The organism is Streptomyces sp. NPDC056480, assembly GCF_042795405.1.
GTDB lineage: Bacteria > Actinomycetota > Actinomycetes > Streptomycetales > Streptomycetaceae > Streptomyces.
Genome location: NZ_JBHTSA010000083.1, coordinates 1 through 14,829 on the forward strand (window position 1 = coordinate 1; position 14,829 = coordinate 14,829).

Consider the following 14,829-nt stretch of genomic DNA (forward strand, 5'->3'; position numbering starts at 1 on the left):
TAATGACCCGCCCCCCCCCTATAAACACACTCTACGCGTGGTGGGCCGCGTCTTTTTTTTATATGAGCCGGGTGTGGTCCGAACTCCCCGGGGGGCCCGCCTCCGCGGCGCCCCCGCCGGTGTGCGGTGGACGGACCGTTCGGCTCAGCCGAACTGCTGCTCCAGGTCCTTGAGCTTGCGCTCCAGGGAGTCGAGACGGGGCAGCGTCTGGGTGTCGTCCTCCGCGGTGAGGTCCACCGTCCGGGAGTCGCCCGTGGGAAGGTCACGTCCTCTGACGGCTTGCAGGGAGGGCCGGGGTCGAAGCGGCAGTTGTCCCGGATCCGCTATGGCCGGTTCCGCGACGGCGGCCTGCACGGACGCCGACGCGGAACCGGAACCCGAGCCGCTGCCGGACCCCGGACCCGGGCCGGGACCTGAGCCCGAGGTGCCGTTGAGCGCCGCCATCTCCACCTGACGGCCGCCACCGCGGCCGAGCCCGAAGGCGCGGTGCTGGCGGTTGATCGCCTTCAGCCGTGCCCGGTCGAGCTTGACCTGGTCGCGCCGGCGGATCCGGTTCTGCTCCTTCTCCCGTCGGTCCTCGCGCACCTCGTCGACGGCCTCGTCCAGGGTCCGTACGCCCTCCAGCAGCATCAGCGACCAGGCGGCGAACGTCTCCCGGGGCGCCCTCATCCACCGCACGATCCGGATCTGCGGCAGCGGGCGGGGCACCAGGCCCTGCTCGCGCAGCGCGGCTCTGCGGGTCTGCTTGAGCGCCCGGTCGAAGAGGACCGCCGCCGAGAGGGACATGCCCGCGAAGAACTGCGGCGCCCCGTCGTGGCCCAGACCGCGCGGTGCGTGCACCCAGTTGAACCAGGCCGCCGCGCCCGCGAACAGCCAGACGAGCAGCCGCGAGCCGAGGGCCGCGTCGCCGTGGCTGGCCTCGCGGACCGCGAGCACCGAGCAGAACATGGCGGCGCCGTCGAGGCCGAAGGGGACGAGGTACTCCCAGCCCCCGGTGAGGTTGAGGTTCTGCCGGCCGAAGCCGACGAGCCCGTGGAAGGACAGGGCCGCGGCGACCGCGGCACAGCAGAAGAGGAGGACGTAGGAAGCGGTGCCGTACACGGCTTCCTTGCGTCTGCGGCGCTCCTCGCTGCGTTCCCAGGAGTCCTCGGCCGCGGCCTGGTCACCGGCGCGCTTCCCGCGCGCGAGCACCGCCACCGCCGTCAGGACTCCGGCCACCATGACGCCACCCGGAAGCAGCCAGTCCAGCGATATGTCGGTCAGTCTCATGCGGTGTCCCTTGCATCGCAGTAGGGCGTTTGGCGGCCCATACTGGCCGACCCCGTGGGGTGCTCAAGGGGTTTCCGGGCAAGAGCACGCCATCGGGGCGCCACGACATACGAATAGGTGCGATCTGGTCGAACGCCCATACAAGGAAGGGGAGTCGAGTTCGATTTACGCCACCCGTCCGGGTGGCGTAATCACTCGGGAGCCTCAGGCGGTCGCCGTGAGTCGACGGACCCGCTCGGCGTCGCACGTACGGGGACAGGTGATGCAGGTGTCCTCGGGGCGCAGCGTGTAGAAGAAGCAGCAGGTCGCCCGGTCGCGCGTGGCGCGCGGGGCGCCGTCCGGCCCCTCGGTGCCGGGCAGTTCGCGGAAGCCCGCCGCGCCCGCGTAGGGCTTGTACGGCTTGACCGTGCCCGGCATCAGGAGGTCGAGCTCGTCCATCGCCCGCCGCTCCTCGCCGAACAGCGCGCCGACGTACCAGAGGCCCTCGACGATCTCGTCCGTGGCCATCCCCCACAGGGCGCGGCGGCCGCGCCGCATCCGGGAGCCGAAGCCGTCGAGGATCGCCTCGAAGTGCTCGGCGAGCGAGGCGCGCACCTCGGCCCGCAGCGCGTCCTCGTCGGGGACCACCCGGGCGCCGGGGAGGGATGCCGCGGGGTCGCCGGGCAGGCAGGCGAACTGCTCGACCCGGACGGCCATCCGCCCGAGCGCCCGCTGGAACGACACGTTCTGCGCGGGCAGCCGCGGGACCCTGCGGTCCAGGAACCAGGGGACGGTGACGAGCAGACAGGCGGGCCAGGCGTACCGGTGCAGTCCGAAGCTGGCGACGACGTCGGGGCGGGCCTGGGTGCCGTAGTCGCGCAGCACCTGCGCGTTGTCCCAGGCGAGGAAGGCGTCGAGGTCGGGGCCGCCGGCCGCGAGCTCGTCCGCGCCGACCCAGCCCGCGCCGCGCGGCAGCCGCTCGCCGTGGACGTGTTCCTCTATCCGGAGATGGGGGAAGACCTCGGCGAGCCGGGCGTAGGCGGCCGCGACGGGCGAGGTCGGAGAGGCGGGCAACAGGGCGGGGACGGTCATGCGGACCACCGAATCGCGAGCGTTGGCAGGTTAGCCTTACCTTACCCGATTCGGAGTCGCCTCTCACCACCGGCCGGAGGCCCCCGACCAGCGAGGCAGCCCTCACACCCCTGATGCCGGTCCGTTCGCCTATGGTGCACAGAGGACCCGCGCGACGCGAGCCGGGCCCGGCACGAGGCCGCAGGAGGACCCGGGTGGAGCAGGGCGCAGCGCGCGAGCGGGCGACGGAGAGGCCGTCCCCGCCCTCCGGCGACGCCGCCCGGGACGCGGAGGAGGCCGTACGGGTGCCGGAGCAGGCTCGTGGCGCCGGCCGGCCTCCGGGCGGCGCCGAGCAGACCCTCGGCACGGGACGCACCCGCGCCGCCGAGCCCGCGCGCGCGGAGTCCGCGTCCCCGCGTACCGAGTCCTCCCGTGCCGGGGCCGGGCGCGCCGAGTCCGCCCGGGGTGAGCACACCCACGGTGAGCCGCACGCCCCCGGCGTCGCCCCCGCGCCCGGCGTCGCCCCGGTTCCCGGCCCCGTCCGCGCTCCCGTCCCCGCGCCCCGTGTCGTACGGCACTCCGTCCGGGGCCAGATCCTCGACGCGCTCCGCACCGCCCTCGTCGGAGGGGAACTCGTCCCCGGCGAGGTGTACTCCGCTCCCGCCCTCGGCGAGCGGTTCGGCGTCTCGGCCACCCCGGTCCGCGAGGCCATGCAGCGCCTCGCCGTGGAGGGCGCCGTCGAGGTCGTGCCGAACCGCGGCTTCCGCGTCACCGAGCGGACCCCGCGCGAGCTCGCCGAACTCGCCGAGGTCCGCGCGCTCATCGAGGTCCCCGTCATGCTGCGGCTCGCCCGCACGGTCCCGGCCGCCCGCTGGGCCGAGCTCCGCCCGCTCGCCGAGGCGAGCTCGACCGCCGCGGCCCGGGGCGACCGCGCCCACTACGCCGAGGCCGACCGGGCCTTCCACCGCGCTGTCCTCTCCCTCGCGGGGAACGAGCAGCTGCTCGCCGTCGCCGACGACCTCCACCGCCGCTCCCAGTGGCCCCTGATCAGCGCGCCCGTCGTCCGCCACGGTGTGCTCGTCGCCGACGCCGCCGAGCACACCGCCCTCCTCGACGCCCTGATCGCCCAGGACCTCCCGGTCGTCGAATCCCTCGTCCGCGAACACTTCACCGGCTCGAACGCCTGACCACCCGGGGCCCGCTAAGGTTGACGATCATGTCAACCGGCAGAGCCACAGGGGGAGTCAGGATGAGGACGGGCGTACGAGGGATCGCCGTCGCGGCGGCCATGGTCGTCGCACTCACGGGATGCGGGGACGGCGAGGGCACCGACCCGGTCACGGGGGCCGTGGGCGGCAAGGAGGCGTTCCGGCCGACCACGCTGGACGCGACCGGGCTCGTCAACGCCCTCCCGGTGTCGTCCGACTTCAACAACGGCACGTTCACCGGAGGCGACCCCGAGCTGGTCCCGGAGGCCGAGGCCGCGAAGTTCTGTGCCGACAAGCTGGAGGACGTGGACTGCGCCGGGGTGAAGGCCGCGAGCATCAAGGACCTGGTCCTGGCCGGCTCCTCCTCGGACGAGGGGGCCACCTTCACGCTCTACACCTTCGGTTCGGAGGCTGAGGCGACCGCCGTGCTCAAGGCGGTGGAGAAGGCGCGGAAGTCGTCGAAGGGCGAGGCCGGCGTCTTCACACCGGTGAAGGCCGATACCGGGGCCGACGAGACGTTCGCCTTCGAGCGGGACGACTACGTCGGTGTCTACATGCGCATCGGCACCGTGGTGTCCTACGTGAGCACCTACCGGTTCGGACCCGAGCAGGCCGAAGGCGCCGCCCAGGTCCAGATCGGCCGGCTCAAGGTCGTCGCGGGGGGCGGCGACCCCGACGCCTGACCGTCCCGAGAACCCGCGGAAGCTCCCCGAAGGCCGTCCCCGCGACGGGGCGGTCCCCGGGGCCCGCGCCCATTAAGGTCAAGGGCGACAGCCGCCCGTACCGCGTCGCCCGTGAGGTGCCCCATGCCGTCCGCGACCCCGTCCCCGGCGGACGGAGGCCGACCCGTCACCGGTACGGAGACCGAGGCCACCGCCCTGCTCGGCTGGCTCACCGATCCCGAGGCGCCGCGGCTCTGTCTCGTCACCGGCGCCCCCGGCAGCGGCAAGACGGCTCTGCTCGGCTGGTTCGCCAAGCACGGCCCGCGGGCGGGCCGGCCGCGCCGCCGCACGGCCCGGGTGCTCGTCCCGCTGGCCGGCCAGAGCGCCCTCGGCGCGACCTGGACGATCGCCGACCGCCTCGGCGTGGTCGCCCGGTCGCCCGGCGACCTCGTGCACGCCCTCGCCACCAGCGAGGCCCGGCCCGCCGGCCGGGCCGTCCTCCTCCTCACCGATCTGCACGCCGCCGCCGAACCCGCCGCGCTCACCGATCTGATCGCCGAGCTCGCCGGCGTCGGCCGGGTCCGTCTCGTGGTCGAGGCCCGCAGCGGCACCCCGGCCCCCGCCGCCCTGCGCACCGACCGGCGGGTCGCCGTCGTGGACCTCGACGGAGACGACGGCACCCCCGGCCCCGGCGCCCCCGAGCAGGCCCGGCCGCTGCCGGACCTCTCCGACCCGGTGGCCGTCTGCACGGCCGACCCGCTGCTCGTCACCACGGCGTACGTCACGGGGGCAGCCGCCGCCGGACTCCCGGGCACGCTCGACGGCCCCGAGGCGCCCGCCCGCCCCGGTGAGAACGCCGCCGGGGACCACGGCGGTCTGCGGGCCGCCTGGATGCGGGCCGGTCAGTCGCTCTGCCGTGAACAGGCCGCCACGGAACGGGCGTTGGTGCTGCTCTCGGCGCTCGGCGACGGCGCCGACCCCCGGCTGCGCCCGGCGCTCGCCGAACTCGCGGAGGGCTCGCCCTGGCGGCTCCGCTGGGCCCGGCACCGCGGCGATCTGACCCCGCCCTGGCCGGGTCCCGTCACCGTTCTCGGCGCGGCGGGCGGCCCGTTGGAGGGGACGCTGCTCGTCGGCGACCGCACCGGCGCCGTGCGGCTGCTCCACGAGGCCGACGCGAGCCCGGCCGGCCGACTCGCCCACACCGTGCCCGGCCGGGTCGCCGCACTCGCTCCCGCGCCCGACGGCACCGTGCTGCTCCTGGACGACCGGGGCCGGCTGCACACCGTACGGGGGACGACGCCGCGGGCCCCGTATCTGGAGCGCCTCACGGAGGCCGTCTCCGCGACCCTGGCCCGTCACCCGGGAACGGCCCTCGCGGCGATCGCGGGCTCGGTCGTGGTGGGGGACCGGCTCGGCTCGGTGCACGCCTTCGGTCTGCGGGGCCTGCACCAGGCCGCCTCGCACAGCGGCCGGGTCACGGCGGTCGCGGCGGTGGACTCCGAGACCCCGTTCGTCTGCTCCGGCGGCGTCGACGGGACCGTCCGGCTCTGGACCCCGGGCCGCGATCCGCGCCCCGAGCCCCTCGCCGAACGGCCCTCGCCGGTGGTCTCCCTGCATGCGACGGAGACACCGCACGGTCCGCTGGTCGCCGTCGCCTGGGGCGACGGCCTCGTCGAACTCCACCGTCCGGAGGGCGGCCCCACGCTCTCGTTCCGACCGGGCCCCCCGGTCCGCGCGGTCGCCGTCACCGGCGCCGGCTCCCTGCTCATCGGCACCGACGAGAGCCTGGTGTGTCTCGCGCCGAAGCGCCCGACGCCCTGAGGGGCCCTTCCTGAGGGCGTTTCCGAAGGGGCGTCACCAGCCTCTCGACGAAAGGGACTTCAGGTGGCCGGCTGCGGTGTCAGCTGGCTCGCGAGCCAGGTCGGCACGCCACCCAGGAGGCGGAAGAGCCGGCGCGCCTCGGCGCGCAGCCGCCCCGCCTCCGGTTCGGTCTCCGTGGTGGCGAGGGCGGTGAGAGCCGGGGCCGTACCGACCAGATAGCCCAACTCCTCCCGGATGCGCAGCGATTCGGCGAAGCCGTGCCGGGCCTCCGCCAACTCCCCTTCCCTCAGTGCGAGTCCGGCGAGGTGCCGCCAAGTGGAGGACAGCAGAAGCGAGTCGCCCTGCGCGGTGGCCCCGGCATGCGCCCTGCGGTACGCGGCGCGGGCCGCCTGCGGGGAGTCGCCGAGGTTCTGCGCGATGAGCCCGCGTCGCAGGTCGAGCAGCGGCCGGCCCTCGTCGGACGGGGCGATGAGGGCGGCCGCCCGGCCCAGCGCCATCCGCGCCTCGTCGGCCCGGTCGCGTACCCCCAGAAGTGTCGACGCGTAGGCCAGATAGCCGCGTTCGCAGGCGGCGGCCCCGCGCTCCTCGTCGGTGCCGGCCACCGCCTCGGCCGCCCGGAGCGCCTCCTCCGCGTCGGCCCAGCCCTGTTCCGTGTAGAGGCAGCGCTCGATCAGCAGCGCGGCCCGTTCGAGTGCGGCGGCCGGTTCGGTCGCGTGGGGCGCGAGGAGCGCGGCCGCGTCCGTCCAGCAACCCCGGGAGCGGAGCCGCCATATGGCGGTCTCCACGGGAGTCTCCTTGCCGTAGGCGAGGGACGGATCTCCGCCGCCCCTTGATTCGGAACCAGACATGGCGGTATCCGCCACATTGCCCTCCCCGAGCGCGCCATTGAGCTGTTGAGTGAGACCCGCATCTCAGCACGAAGGGGAGTACCTGGCCAAGGGGTCAGGTGAAAGATTTCACAAGAGTCCGGCGGATCGGTGTACCGCTGTCCGGACCCTGGCCGAAACGGCGTCGGACGGCCGCCGGGCCCGTGATCAGGCCCCGGCGGGGCCCGCCGGCCGACCCGGCCGACAGGCCCCCACCGGCCCGGACGTCACTCCGTCGGACTCGCCCGAAGGGGTGAATCCGCGTGGGACCCCCGGGGTCATCCGATCAGCTCATCCGAAGGGCGAGGAAGAAGTCGAGCTTGTCCTCGAGACGGGACAGATCACGGCCCGTGAGCTGCTCGATCCGGCCCACCCGGTACCGCAGCGTGTTCACGTGCAGGTGGAGCCGGGTCGCACAGCGGGTCCAGGAGCCGTCGCAGTCCAGGAAGGCCTCGAGGGTCGGGATCAGCTCCGCGCGGTGCCGGCGGTCGTAGTCGCGCAGCGGGTCGAGCAGCCGGGCCGTGAACGCGCGCCGGACGTCGTCCGGGACGAACGGCAGCAGCAGCACGTGCGAGGCCAGCTCGTGGTGGCCGGCGGCGCAGACCCGGCCCGGACGGGCCGCGGCGACCCGGCGGGCGTGCCGGGCCTCCTCCAGGGCCCCGCGCAGGCCCTCAGCCGAGTGCACGGCGGCGCTGACACCGAGGGTGAGCCGCCCGTCGTCGGCCAGACCGGCCGACAGCGGAGCGCGTACGGCCGCGAGCAGCGCGTCCGCGTGCAGGCCCAGTGCGGTGGCCGGGCCGTCGTCCTCGCTGTCCGGCAGCGGACCCGCGGCCAGCGGGACCAGCGCGATGGCCTCGTCGCCGCTGTGCGCCACCGCGATCCGGTCGGCGGACTCGGCGCCCACGGTCGCCGGGTCGACGAGGATCTCCTCCAGGAGCGCCTGGGCGACCGGACCGGCGTCCACGGCGGGGCTCTGGCCGGCCTCCTGCTCCCACTCGACCCTGGCGACCACCACCTGCCAGTGCGGGGCCGTGCCGAGACCCGGCAGCAGCACCGGGGCGGCCACCCGCAGCCTGGCCGCGATCTCGGCGGGCGCGGCGCCCGTCTGCACCAGCTCGAGGACCTCCTGGGCGAGCCGGCGCCGTACCGTACGGGCCGCGTCGCGCCGGTCCCGCTCGACGGCGATCAGCTGGGTGACGCCCTGGAGCAGGTCGAGCCGGGCGGCCGGCCAGTCCCCGGCGTCCGCCTCGACGGCGAGCAGCCAGTCCGAGAGGACCGTCTCGCGCACATCGCGGGAGGCGGGGGCGGCGCCCCGGCCGGTGTTGCGGATCGGAAAGAGGGAGTACGCCGTTCCGCCCGTGCTCAGCCGGTGCGGGCCGCGCCGTCCGGTCCGGGTGGCGGCCAGGTGCTCACCGGCGAGCGTGGCGGCGAGCGGGGCCGGGAGGGGCTCGCCCGCACCCGCGATCTGGCGGCCGGTGGGGGAGAGGACCCAGGCCCGCAGGTCCAGGTCGGAGCCGAGCAGGTCGAGGACCACCTCGGGTCCGCCGCCCGCCGGTCCCGAGGTCATGAGCCGCCGGTGCCGGTCGACGACGGCCGCCAGGTCGCCCGCCCGCTCGCCGGAGACCTGTCGAACAACGTGTTCGGTGATCGTCGCGAACGCAACGGTCTCGTTCACCGCGAACAGCGGCAGACGATGGCGTGAACACGCCTCTACGAGATCGTCGGGGATGTCGCCCAGCTCCGCCTCGCCCGCCGCCAGGGCGGCGACCCCGGCCGAGGCCAGGATCCGGACGAAGGGCTCGGCGTCGGCCGGGTCCCGCAGCCAGGCGAGGCCGGTCAGCACCAGCTCGCCGCCGGACAGGTACCGGCTGGGGTCCTTGAGGTCCGTCGTCATCACGCCGCGGACGGTGCGGTCCAGCTCGTCCTCGCCGCCGAGCAGGCGCAGCCCGAGCGCGTCGTTCTCCAGCAGTGCGCGCAGCCGCATCGTGTCGCCGCCGTTCCTTCGTCAGTGGGTGGTGGGGTTGTCGCGTTGTCGACGGTGGCGTGGGGCCACCGTTTCCAGGGGAAAACGGCGAGGTAACTGTTCCCCGCCTTTCGTTCGAATCTACAAGACGACGACGGGACCCAGCCAACTCCTTCATGTTTTCGGTGACTGCACCCGGGCGAGCGTCGGCTTGTGTACTAGGCCACACACCGCGTTAACAGCACATGAACGTGAAGTCGAGGACCGGCCGTCCCCCCGGAACCCTGCGCACGACCCCCGATCACCAGAATCACTAGAAGAGAGCCACCATGGACTTCCTTCGCCCCGCCAGCTGGGAGGAGGCGCTCGCCGCCAAGGCAGAGCACCCCACGGCCGTGCCCCTTTCGGGTGGCACGGACGTCATGGTCGAGATCAATTTCGACCACCGGCGGCCCGAGTACCTCCTGGACCTGAACCGCATCGAGCTGCTGCGTGAGTGGGAGGTCGGCGAGGAGAACGTCCGCCTCGGCGCCGCCGTTCCGTACACCCAGATCATGGAGAACCTGCGGGCCGAGCTGCCGGGCCTGGCGCTCGCGTCGCACACGGTCGCCTCCCCGCAGATCCGCAACCGCGGCGGCGTCGGGGGCAACCTCGGCACCGCGTCGCCCGCCGGCGACGCCCACCCGGCCCTGCTCGCCGCGGGCGCCGAGGTCGAGGTCGAGTCGGTGCGCGGCAGCCGGTTCATCCCGATCGACGAGTTCTACACGGGCGTGAAGCGCAACGCGCTGCAGCCCGACGAGCTCATCAAGACCGTCCACATCAAGAAGGCGGACGGCCCCCAGCAGTACTCCAAGGTCGGCACCCGCAACGCGATGGTCATCGCGGTCTGCGCCTTCGGCCTGGCCCTGCACCCGGAGACCCGGACCGTGCGGACCGGCATCGGCTCCGCCGCGCCGACCCCGATCCGCGCCAAGGAGGCCGAGGCCTTCCTGAACGCGGCTCTGGAGGAGGGTGGCTTCTGGGACAACGGCAAGATCATCACCCCGTCGATCGCGAAGCAGTTCGCCGACCTCTGCTCGGGCGCCGCCAACCCGATCGACGATGTCCGAGGCACCGCCAAGTACCGCCGTCACGCCGTCGGCATCATGGCCCGCCGCCAGCTCGGCTGGACCTGGGAGCAGTACCGCGGCACCGGCCGCACGCTTGAGGGAGCTGCATAACCATGCGCGTCAATTTCACGGTCAACGGACGTCCGCAGGAAGCCGACGACGTCTGGGAGGGCGAGTCCCTCCTCTACGTCCTGCGTGAGCGGATGGGCCTGCCCGGCTCCAAGAACGCCTGCGAGCAGGGCGAGTGCGGTTCCTGCACGGTCCGCCTCGACGGAGTGCCGGTGTGTTCCTGCCTCGTCGCGGCCGGTCAGGTCGAGGGCCGCGAGGTCGTCACCGTCGAAGGCCTCGCCGAGTTCGCCAAGGAGCGTTCCGAGCACGCCGGTTGCGCCTCCGGCGCCTGCGGCACCTCGCTCGACGCCGCCAAGAAGTGGGAAGCCAAGCCCGGTCAGGACTCGCAGACCGGCGAGGGCGTCGAACTGTCCCCGATCCAGCAGGCGTTCATCGACGCCGGCGCGGTCCAGTGCGGTTTCTGCACCCCCGGTCTGCTGGTCGCGGCCGACGAGATGCTGGAGCGCAACCCGTCCCCGACGGACGCGGACATCCGCGAGGCGCTCTCCGGCAACCTCTGCCGCTGCACCGGTTACGAGAAGATCCTCGACGCGGTCCGCCTCGCGGCCGCTCGCCAGGAGCGTCAGGGAGAGGCGGTCTGACGATGGCTCAGAACACCCGCACGACTCCGGTGGGCACGCCCACCGACGTCACGCAGAACCACGTCAAGGGCGGCATCGGCGAGTCGACGCTGCGCCCCGACGGCACCCTCAAGGTCACCGGCGAGTTCGCGTACTCCTCGGACATGTGGCACGAGGACATGCTGTGGGGCCAGATCCTGCGCTCCACCGTGGCGCACGCCGAGATCGTGTCCATCGACACGACCGAGGCCCTCGTGATGGACGGCGTCTACGCCGTCCTGACCCACGAGGACCTGCCCGCCGCGAAGAACTACGGCATGGAGTTCCAGGACACCCCGGTCCTCGCCTACGGCAAGGTCCGTCACCACGGTGAGCCGGTCGCCCTCGTAGCCGCCGACCACCCGGAGACCGCCCGCCGCGCCGCCGCGAAGATCAAGATCGAGTACCGGGAGCTCCCGGTCATCACGGACGAGGCCTCGGCCACCGCTCCGGACGCGATCCTGGTCCACGAGAACCGCGACGACCACCACTCCGGTCACGTCCCGCACCCGAACATCGTGCACCGCCAGCCGATCATCCGCGGCAACGCGACCGAGGCCGCCAAGCGGGCCGACGTCATCGTCACCGGCGAGTACACCTTCGGCATGCAGGACCAGGCCTTCCTCGGCCCGGAGTCCGGCCTCGCCGTGCCGTCCGAGGACGGCGGCGTCGACCTGTACGTCGCCACCCAGTGGCTGCACTCGGACCTCAAGCAGATCGCCCCCTGCCTCGGCCTGCCCGAGGAGAAGGTCCGCATGACGATGGCCGGCGTCGGCGGCGCGTTCGGCGGCCGCGAGGACATCTCGATGCAGATCCTCGCGTCCATCCTCGCGCTGCGCACCGGCAAGCCGGTCAAGATGGTCTACAACCGGTACGAGTCCTTCTTCGGGCACGTCCACCGGCACCCGGCGAAGCTCTGGTACGAGCACGGTGCCACCAAGGACGGCAAGCTCACGCACATGAAGTGCAAGATCGTGCTCGACGGCGGCGCCTACGCCTCGTCCACGGCATCGGTCGTCGGCAACGCCTCGTCCCTCTCGGTCGGCCCGTACGTCATCGAGGACGTCGAGATCGAGGCGATCGGCCTCTACACCAACAACCCGCCCTGCGGCGCGATGCGCGGCTTCGGCGCGGTCCAGGCCTGCTTCGCGTACGAGGCCCAGATGGACAAGCTCGCGGCGAAGCTGGGCATGGACCCGGTGGAACTGCGCCAGCTCAACGCCATGGAGCAGGGCACGATCATGCCGACCGGCCAGGTCGTGGACTCGCCGGCCCCGGTCGCCGAGCTCCTGCGCATCGTCAAGGCCCGCCCGATGCCGCCGGAGCAGCAGTGGCTCGCGGCCGGCGAGGACGCGGACGTCCGCGCCCTTCCGGGCGGCCTCTCCAACACCACGCACGGCGAGGGTGTCGTCCGGGGCGTCGGCTACGCCGTCGGCATCAAGAACGTCGGCTTCTCCGAGGGCTTCGACGACTACTCGACCGCCAAGATCCGCATGGAGGTCATCAACGGCGAGGCCGTCGCCACGGTCCACACCGCCATGGCGGAGGTCGGCCAGGGCGGCGTCACCATCCACGCGCAGATCGCCCGTACCGAGCTCGGTGTCCAGCAGGTCACCATCCACCCCGCCGACACGCAGGTGGGCTCGGCCGGTTCGACCTCCGCGGGCCGTCAGACGTACATGACCGGCGGCGCCATCAAGAACTCCTGCGGGATCGTCCGCGAGAAGGTCCTGGAGATCGGCCGGCGCAAGTTCGGTTCGTACCACCCGGCCTGGGCCAACGCCGAACTCCTCCTGGAGGGCGGCAAGGTCGTCACCGACGGCGGCGATGTCCTCGCCACCATCGCGGACGTCCTCGAGGGCCAGGCCGTGGAGGTCGAGGAGGAGTGGCGGCACCGCCCCACCCAGGCCTTCGACCTCGTCACGGGCCAGGGCGACGGTCACGTCCAGTACGCCTTCGCCGCGCACCGCGCGGTGGTGGAGGTCGACACCGAGCTCGGCCTGGTCAAGGTCATCGAACTGGCCTGCGCGCAGGACGTCGGCAAGGCGCTCAACCCGCTCTCCGTGGTCGGCCAGATCCAGGGTGGCACCACCCAGGGCCTGGGCGTCGCGGTGATGGAGGAGATCATCGTCGACCCGAAGACCGCGAAGGTGCGCAACCCCTCCTTCACGGACTACCTGATCCCGACCATCCTCGACACGCCGACCATCCCGGTCGACTACCTCGAGCTGGCCGACCCCAACGCGCCGTACGGCGTGCGGGGCATCGGCGAGGCCCCGACCCTGTCGTCCACCCCGGCCGTCCTCGCGGCGATCCGGGCCGCGACGGGCCTGGAGCTCAACAAGACGCCGGTCCGCCCCGAGGCGCTCACCGGCACCCTCTAGGACTCTCCGGGCGGTACGTGCCTCCCAGGGAACGTCACACTTCCCCAGCCCGTACCGCCCGGAGTAACCCCGCAGTACCCGCAGTACCAGCGACACCCCGTGGTAACCGCAGTACCAGCAACACCGGCAGCACCCCGCAGTACCGCAGTACCGCAGTACCGATTCATTCCGTTCGTCTCGGGCCGTCCCCCGGGTCGTGCAGCCCACGCAGCATCCCAAATCCCGCAACTTCAGCAGATCAGATGTCCTTCGAAGTCTGACGCGGGTGCCCCTTTGAACCTTGGGAGTAGGCCCCATGACCCAGTCGTCTGTGGAGCCCAAGACCGCTTCGGAGGACGCGGGCTCCGGCTCGAACGTCCCCGCCGGCCGCTCTTGGCTCGACCGGTACTTTCACATCTCGGAGAGAGGATCCACCGTCGCGACGGAGATCCGCGGCGGCGTCACCACCTTCATGGCGATGGCGTACATTCTCCTGCTCAACCCCCTGATCCTCGGCGGCAAGGATGTGGACGGCAACGTCCTCAGCCAGCCCGCCCTCATCACCGCGACCGCGCTCGCCGCCGCCGTGACCACCCTGCTGATGGGCTTCTGGGGCAAGGTCCCGCTCGCCCTCGCAGCCGGTCTCAGCGTCTCCGGCGTGCTGTCCTCGCAGGTCATCGCCGTCATGACCTGGCCGCAGGCCATGGCCATGTGTGTGGCCTACGGTGTGGTGATCTGTCTCCTGGTGGTCACCGGCCTCCGCGAGATGATCATGAATGCGATCCCGCTGGCGATCAAGCACGCGATCACCATCGGCATCGGCCTCTTCATCGCGCTGATCGGCTTCGTCAAGGCCGGCTTCGTCCACGAGAACCCCTCTCCCGGGGGTGGCCCGGTCGTCCTCGGCCCGGCCGGTGAGCTGGCCGGCTGGCCGGTCCTCATCTTCGCCTTCACGCTGCTCCTGATCTTCGCGCTCCAGGCCCGCAACGTGCCCGGCGCCATCCTGATCGGCATCGTCGCGGGTACGGTCATCGCCGCCATCGTCAACGCCGTCGGCGACCTGCCGGCCAAGGCCTGGTTCTCCGGCCCGCCGGAGCTCAACGGCAGCGCGGTCTCCACGCCGGACTTCTCGCTCATCGGCGAGGTCTCCTTCAGCGGCTGGGGCGACGTCGGCTACATCACGATCACCATGATCATCTTCACCCTGGTGCTCGCCGGCTTCTTCGACGCCATGGCCACGATCATCGGCGTCGGCTCCGAGGCCAAGCTCGCCGACTCCCAGGGCCGGATGCCCGGCCTCTCCAAGGCGCTGTTCATCGACGGTGCCGGCGGTGTCATCGGCGGCGGCGTCGGAGGCTCCGGCCAGACCGTCTTCGTCGAGTCGGCCACCGGCGTCGGCGAGGGTGCCCGCACGGGTCTGTCCTCCGTCGTCACCGGCGCGTTCTTCGCGGCCTGCCTCTTCTTCACCCCGATCACCGCGATCGTGCCGGCCGAGGTGGCCTCCGCGGCCCTGGTCGTCATCGGCGCGATGATGATGCAGAACGCCAAGCACGTCGACTGGAGCGACCGCTCCGTCGCGATCCCGGTGTTCCTCACCGTGGTCCTGATGCCGTTCACGTACACCATCACCACGGGTGTCGCGGCCGGCGTCATCTCCTACACCGTCATCAAGACGGCGCAGGGCAAGGCACGCGAAGTGGGCGCCTTCATGTGGGGCCTGACCGCGATCTTCATCGTGTTCTTCGCGATCCATCCGATCGAGAGCTGGCTGGGCGTCAGCTGACGCCCGT

General features: G+C 72.6%; 11 protein-coding genes. 7 read left to right on the plus strand and 4 right to left on the minus strand.

Going from position 1 to position 14,829, the window contains the following annotated elements:
• Positions 1-144: 144 nt before the first annotated feature.
• Both ACFQ79_RS28870 and ACFQ79_RS28875 read right to left on the minus strand, forming a co-directional pair.
• Complete coding sequence (locus ACFQ79_RS28870; protein WP_383588969.1) at positions 145-1,269, minus strand: DUF2637 domain-containing protein; 1,125 nt, start codon at positions 1,267-1,269, stop codon at positions 145-147.
• 204 nt (positions 1,270-1,473) lie between these two features.
• A complete protein-coding gene (locus ACFQ79_RS28875; RefSeq protein ID WP_383588970.1) occupies positions 1,474-2,340 on the minus strand; it encodes a (2Fe-2S)-binding protein in 867 nt (288 codons plus the stop codon).
• Positions 2,341-2,534: 194 nt separating this feature from the next.
• On the opposite strand from ACFQ79_RS28875, the gene ACFQ79_RS28880 reads away from it, so the two are divergent.
• The 3 genes from ACFQ79_RS28880 (at position 2,535) to ACFQ79_RS28890 (ending at position 6,010) form a co-directional block, all read left to right on the plus strand.
• On the plus strand, positions 2,535-3,506 hold the full coding sequence (locus tag ACFQ79_RS28880) for an FCD domain-containing protein (protein ID WP_383588972.1): 972 nt from the start codon (positions 2,535-2,537) through the stop codon (positions 3,504-3,506).
• 62 nt (positions 3,507-3,568) lie between these two features.
• Positions 3,569-4,210, plus strand: coding sequence for a hypothetical protein (locus ACFQ79_RS28885; RefSeq protein WP_383588974.1), 642 nt, complete (start codon positions 3,569-3,571; stop codon positions 4,208-4,210).
• Positions 4,211-4,333: 123 nt separating this feature from the next.
• Positions 4,334-6,010 carry a WD40 repeat domain-containing protein gene (locus ACFQ79_RS28890; RefSeq protein WP_383588975.1) on the plus strand — a complete coding sequence of 559 codons (1,677 nt, stop codon included), beginning with the start codon at positions 4,334-4,336 and terminating at the stop codon, positions 6,008-6,010.
• A gap of 59 nt (positions 6,011-6,069) precedes the next feature.
• On the opposite strand, the gene ACFQ79_RS28895 is transcribed toward ACFQ79_RS28890, so the two are convergent.
• Together ACFQ79_RS28895 and ACFQ79_RS28900 are read right to left on the minus strand one after the other, a co-directional pair.
• Positions 6,070-6,858: a hypothetical protein gene (locus tag ACFQ79_RS28895; RefSeq protein WP_383588977.1), complete on the minus strand. Its 789-nt coding sequence runs from the start codon at positions 6,856-6,858 to the stop codon at positions 6,070-6,072.
• A gap of 304 nt (positions 6,859-7,162) precedes the next feature.
• Positions 7,163-8,860: a PucR family transcriptional regulator gene (locus ACFQ79_RS28900; protein WP_383588979.1), complete on the minus strand. Its 1,698-nt coding sequence runs from the start codon at positions 8,858-8,860 to the stop codon at positions 7,163-7,165.
• Between the two features lie 308 nt (positions 8,861-9,168).
• Between ACFQ79_RS28900 and ACFQ79_RS28905 the strand changes: the two genes are divergently transcribed.
• From ACFQ79_RS28905 to ACFQ79_RS28920, 4 genes are all read left to right on the plus strand, one after another.
• On the plus strand, positions 9,169-10,059 hold the full coding sequence (locus tag ACFQ79_RS28905) for a xanthine dehydrogenase family protein subunit M (protein ID WP_209497449.1): 891 nt from the start codon (positions 9,169-9,171) through the stop codon (positions 10,057-10,059).
• Positions 10,060-10,061: 2 nt separating this feature from the next.
• Complete coding sequence (locus tag ACFQ79_RS28910) at positions 10,062-10,658, plus strand: (2Fe-2S)-binding protein (protein WP_055601528.1); 597 nt, start codon at positions 10,062-10,064, stop codon at positions 10,656-10,658.
• Between the two features lie 2 nt (positions 10,659-10,660).
• Complete coding sequence (locus ACFQ79_RS28915) at positions 10,661-13,060, plus strand: xanthine dehydrogenase family protein molybdopterin-binding subunit (RefSeq protein ID WP_383588981.1); 2,400 nt, start codon at positions 10,661-10,663, stop codon at positions 13,058-13,060.
• Positions 13,061-13,355: 295 nt separating this feature from the next.
• Positions 13,356-14,822: an NCS2 family permease gene (locus ACFQ79_RS28920; protein WP_073906836.1), complete on the plus strand. Its 1,467-nt coding sequence runs from the start codon at positions 13,356-13,358 to the stop codon at positions 14,820-14,822.
• The last annotated feature ends 7 nt before the right edge of the window (positions 14,823-14,829 follow it).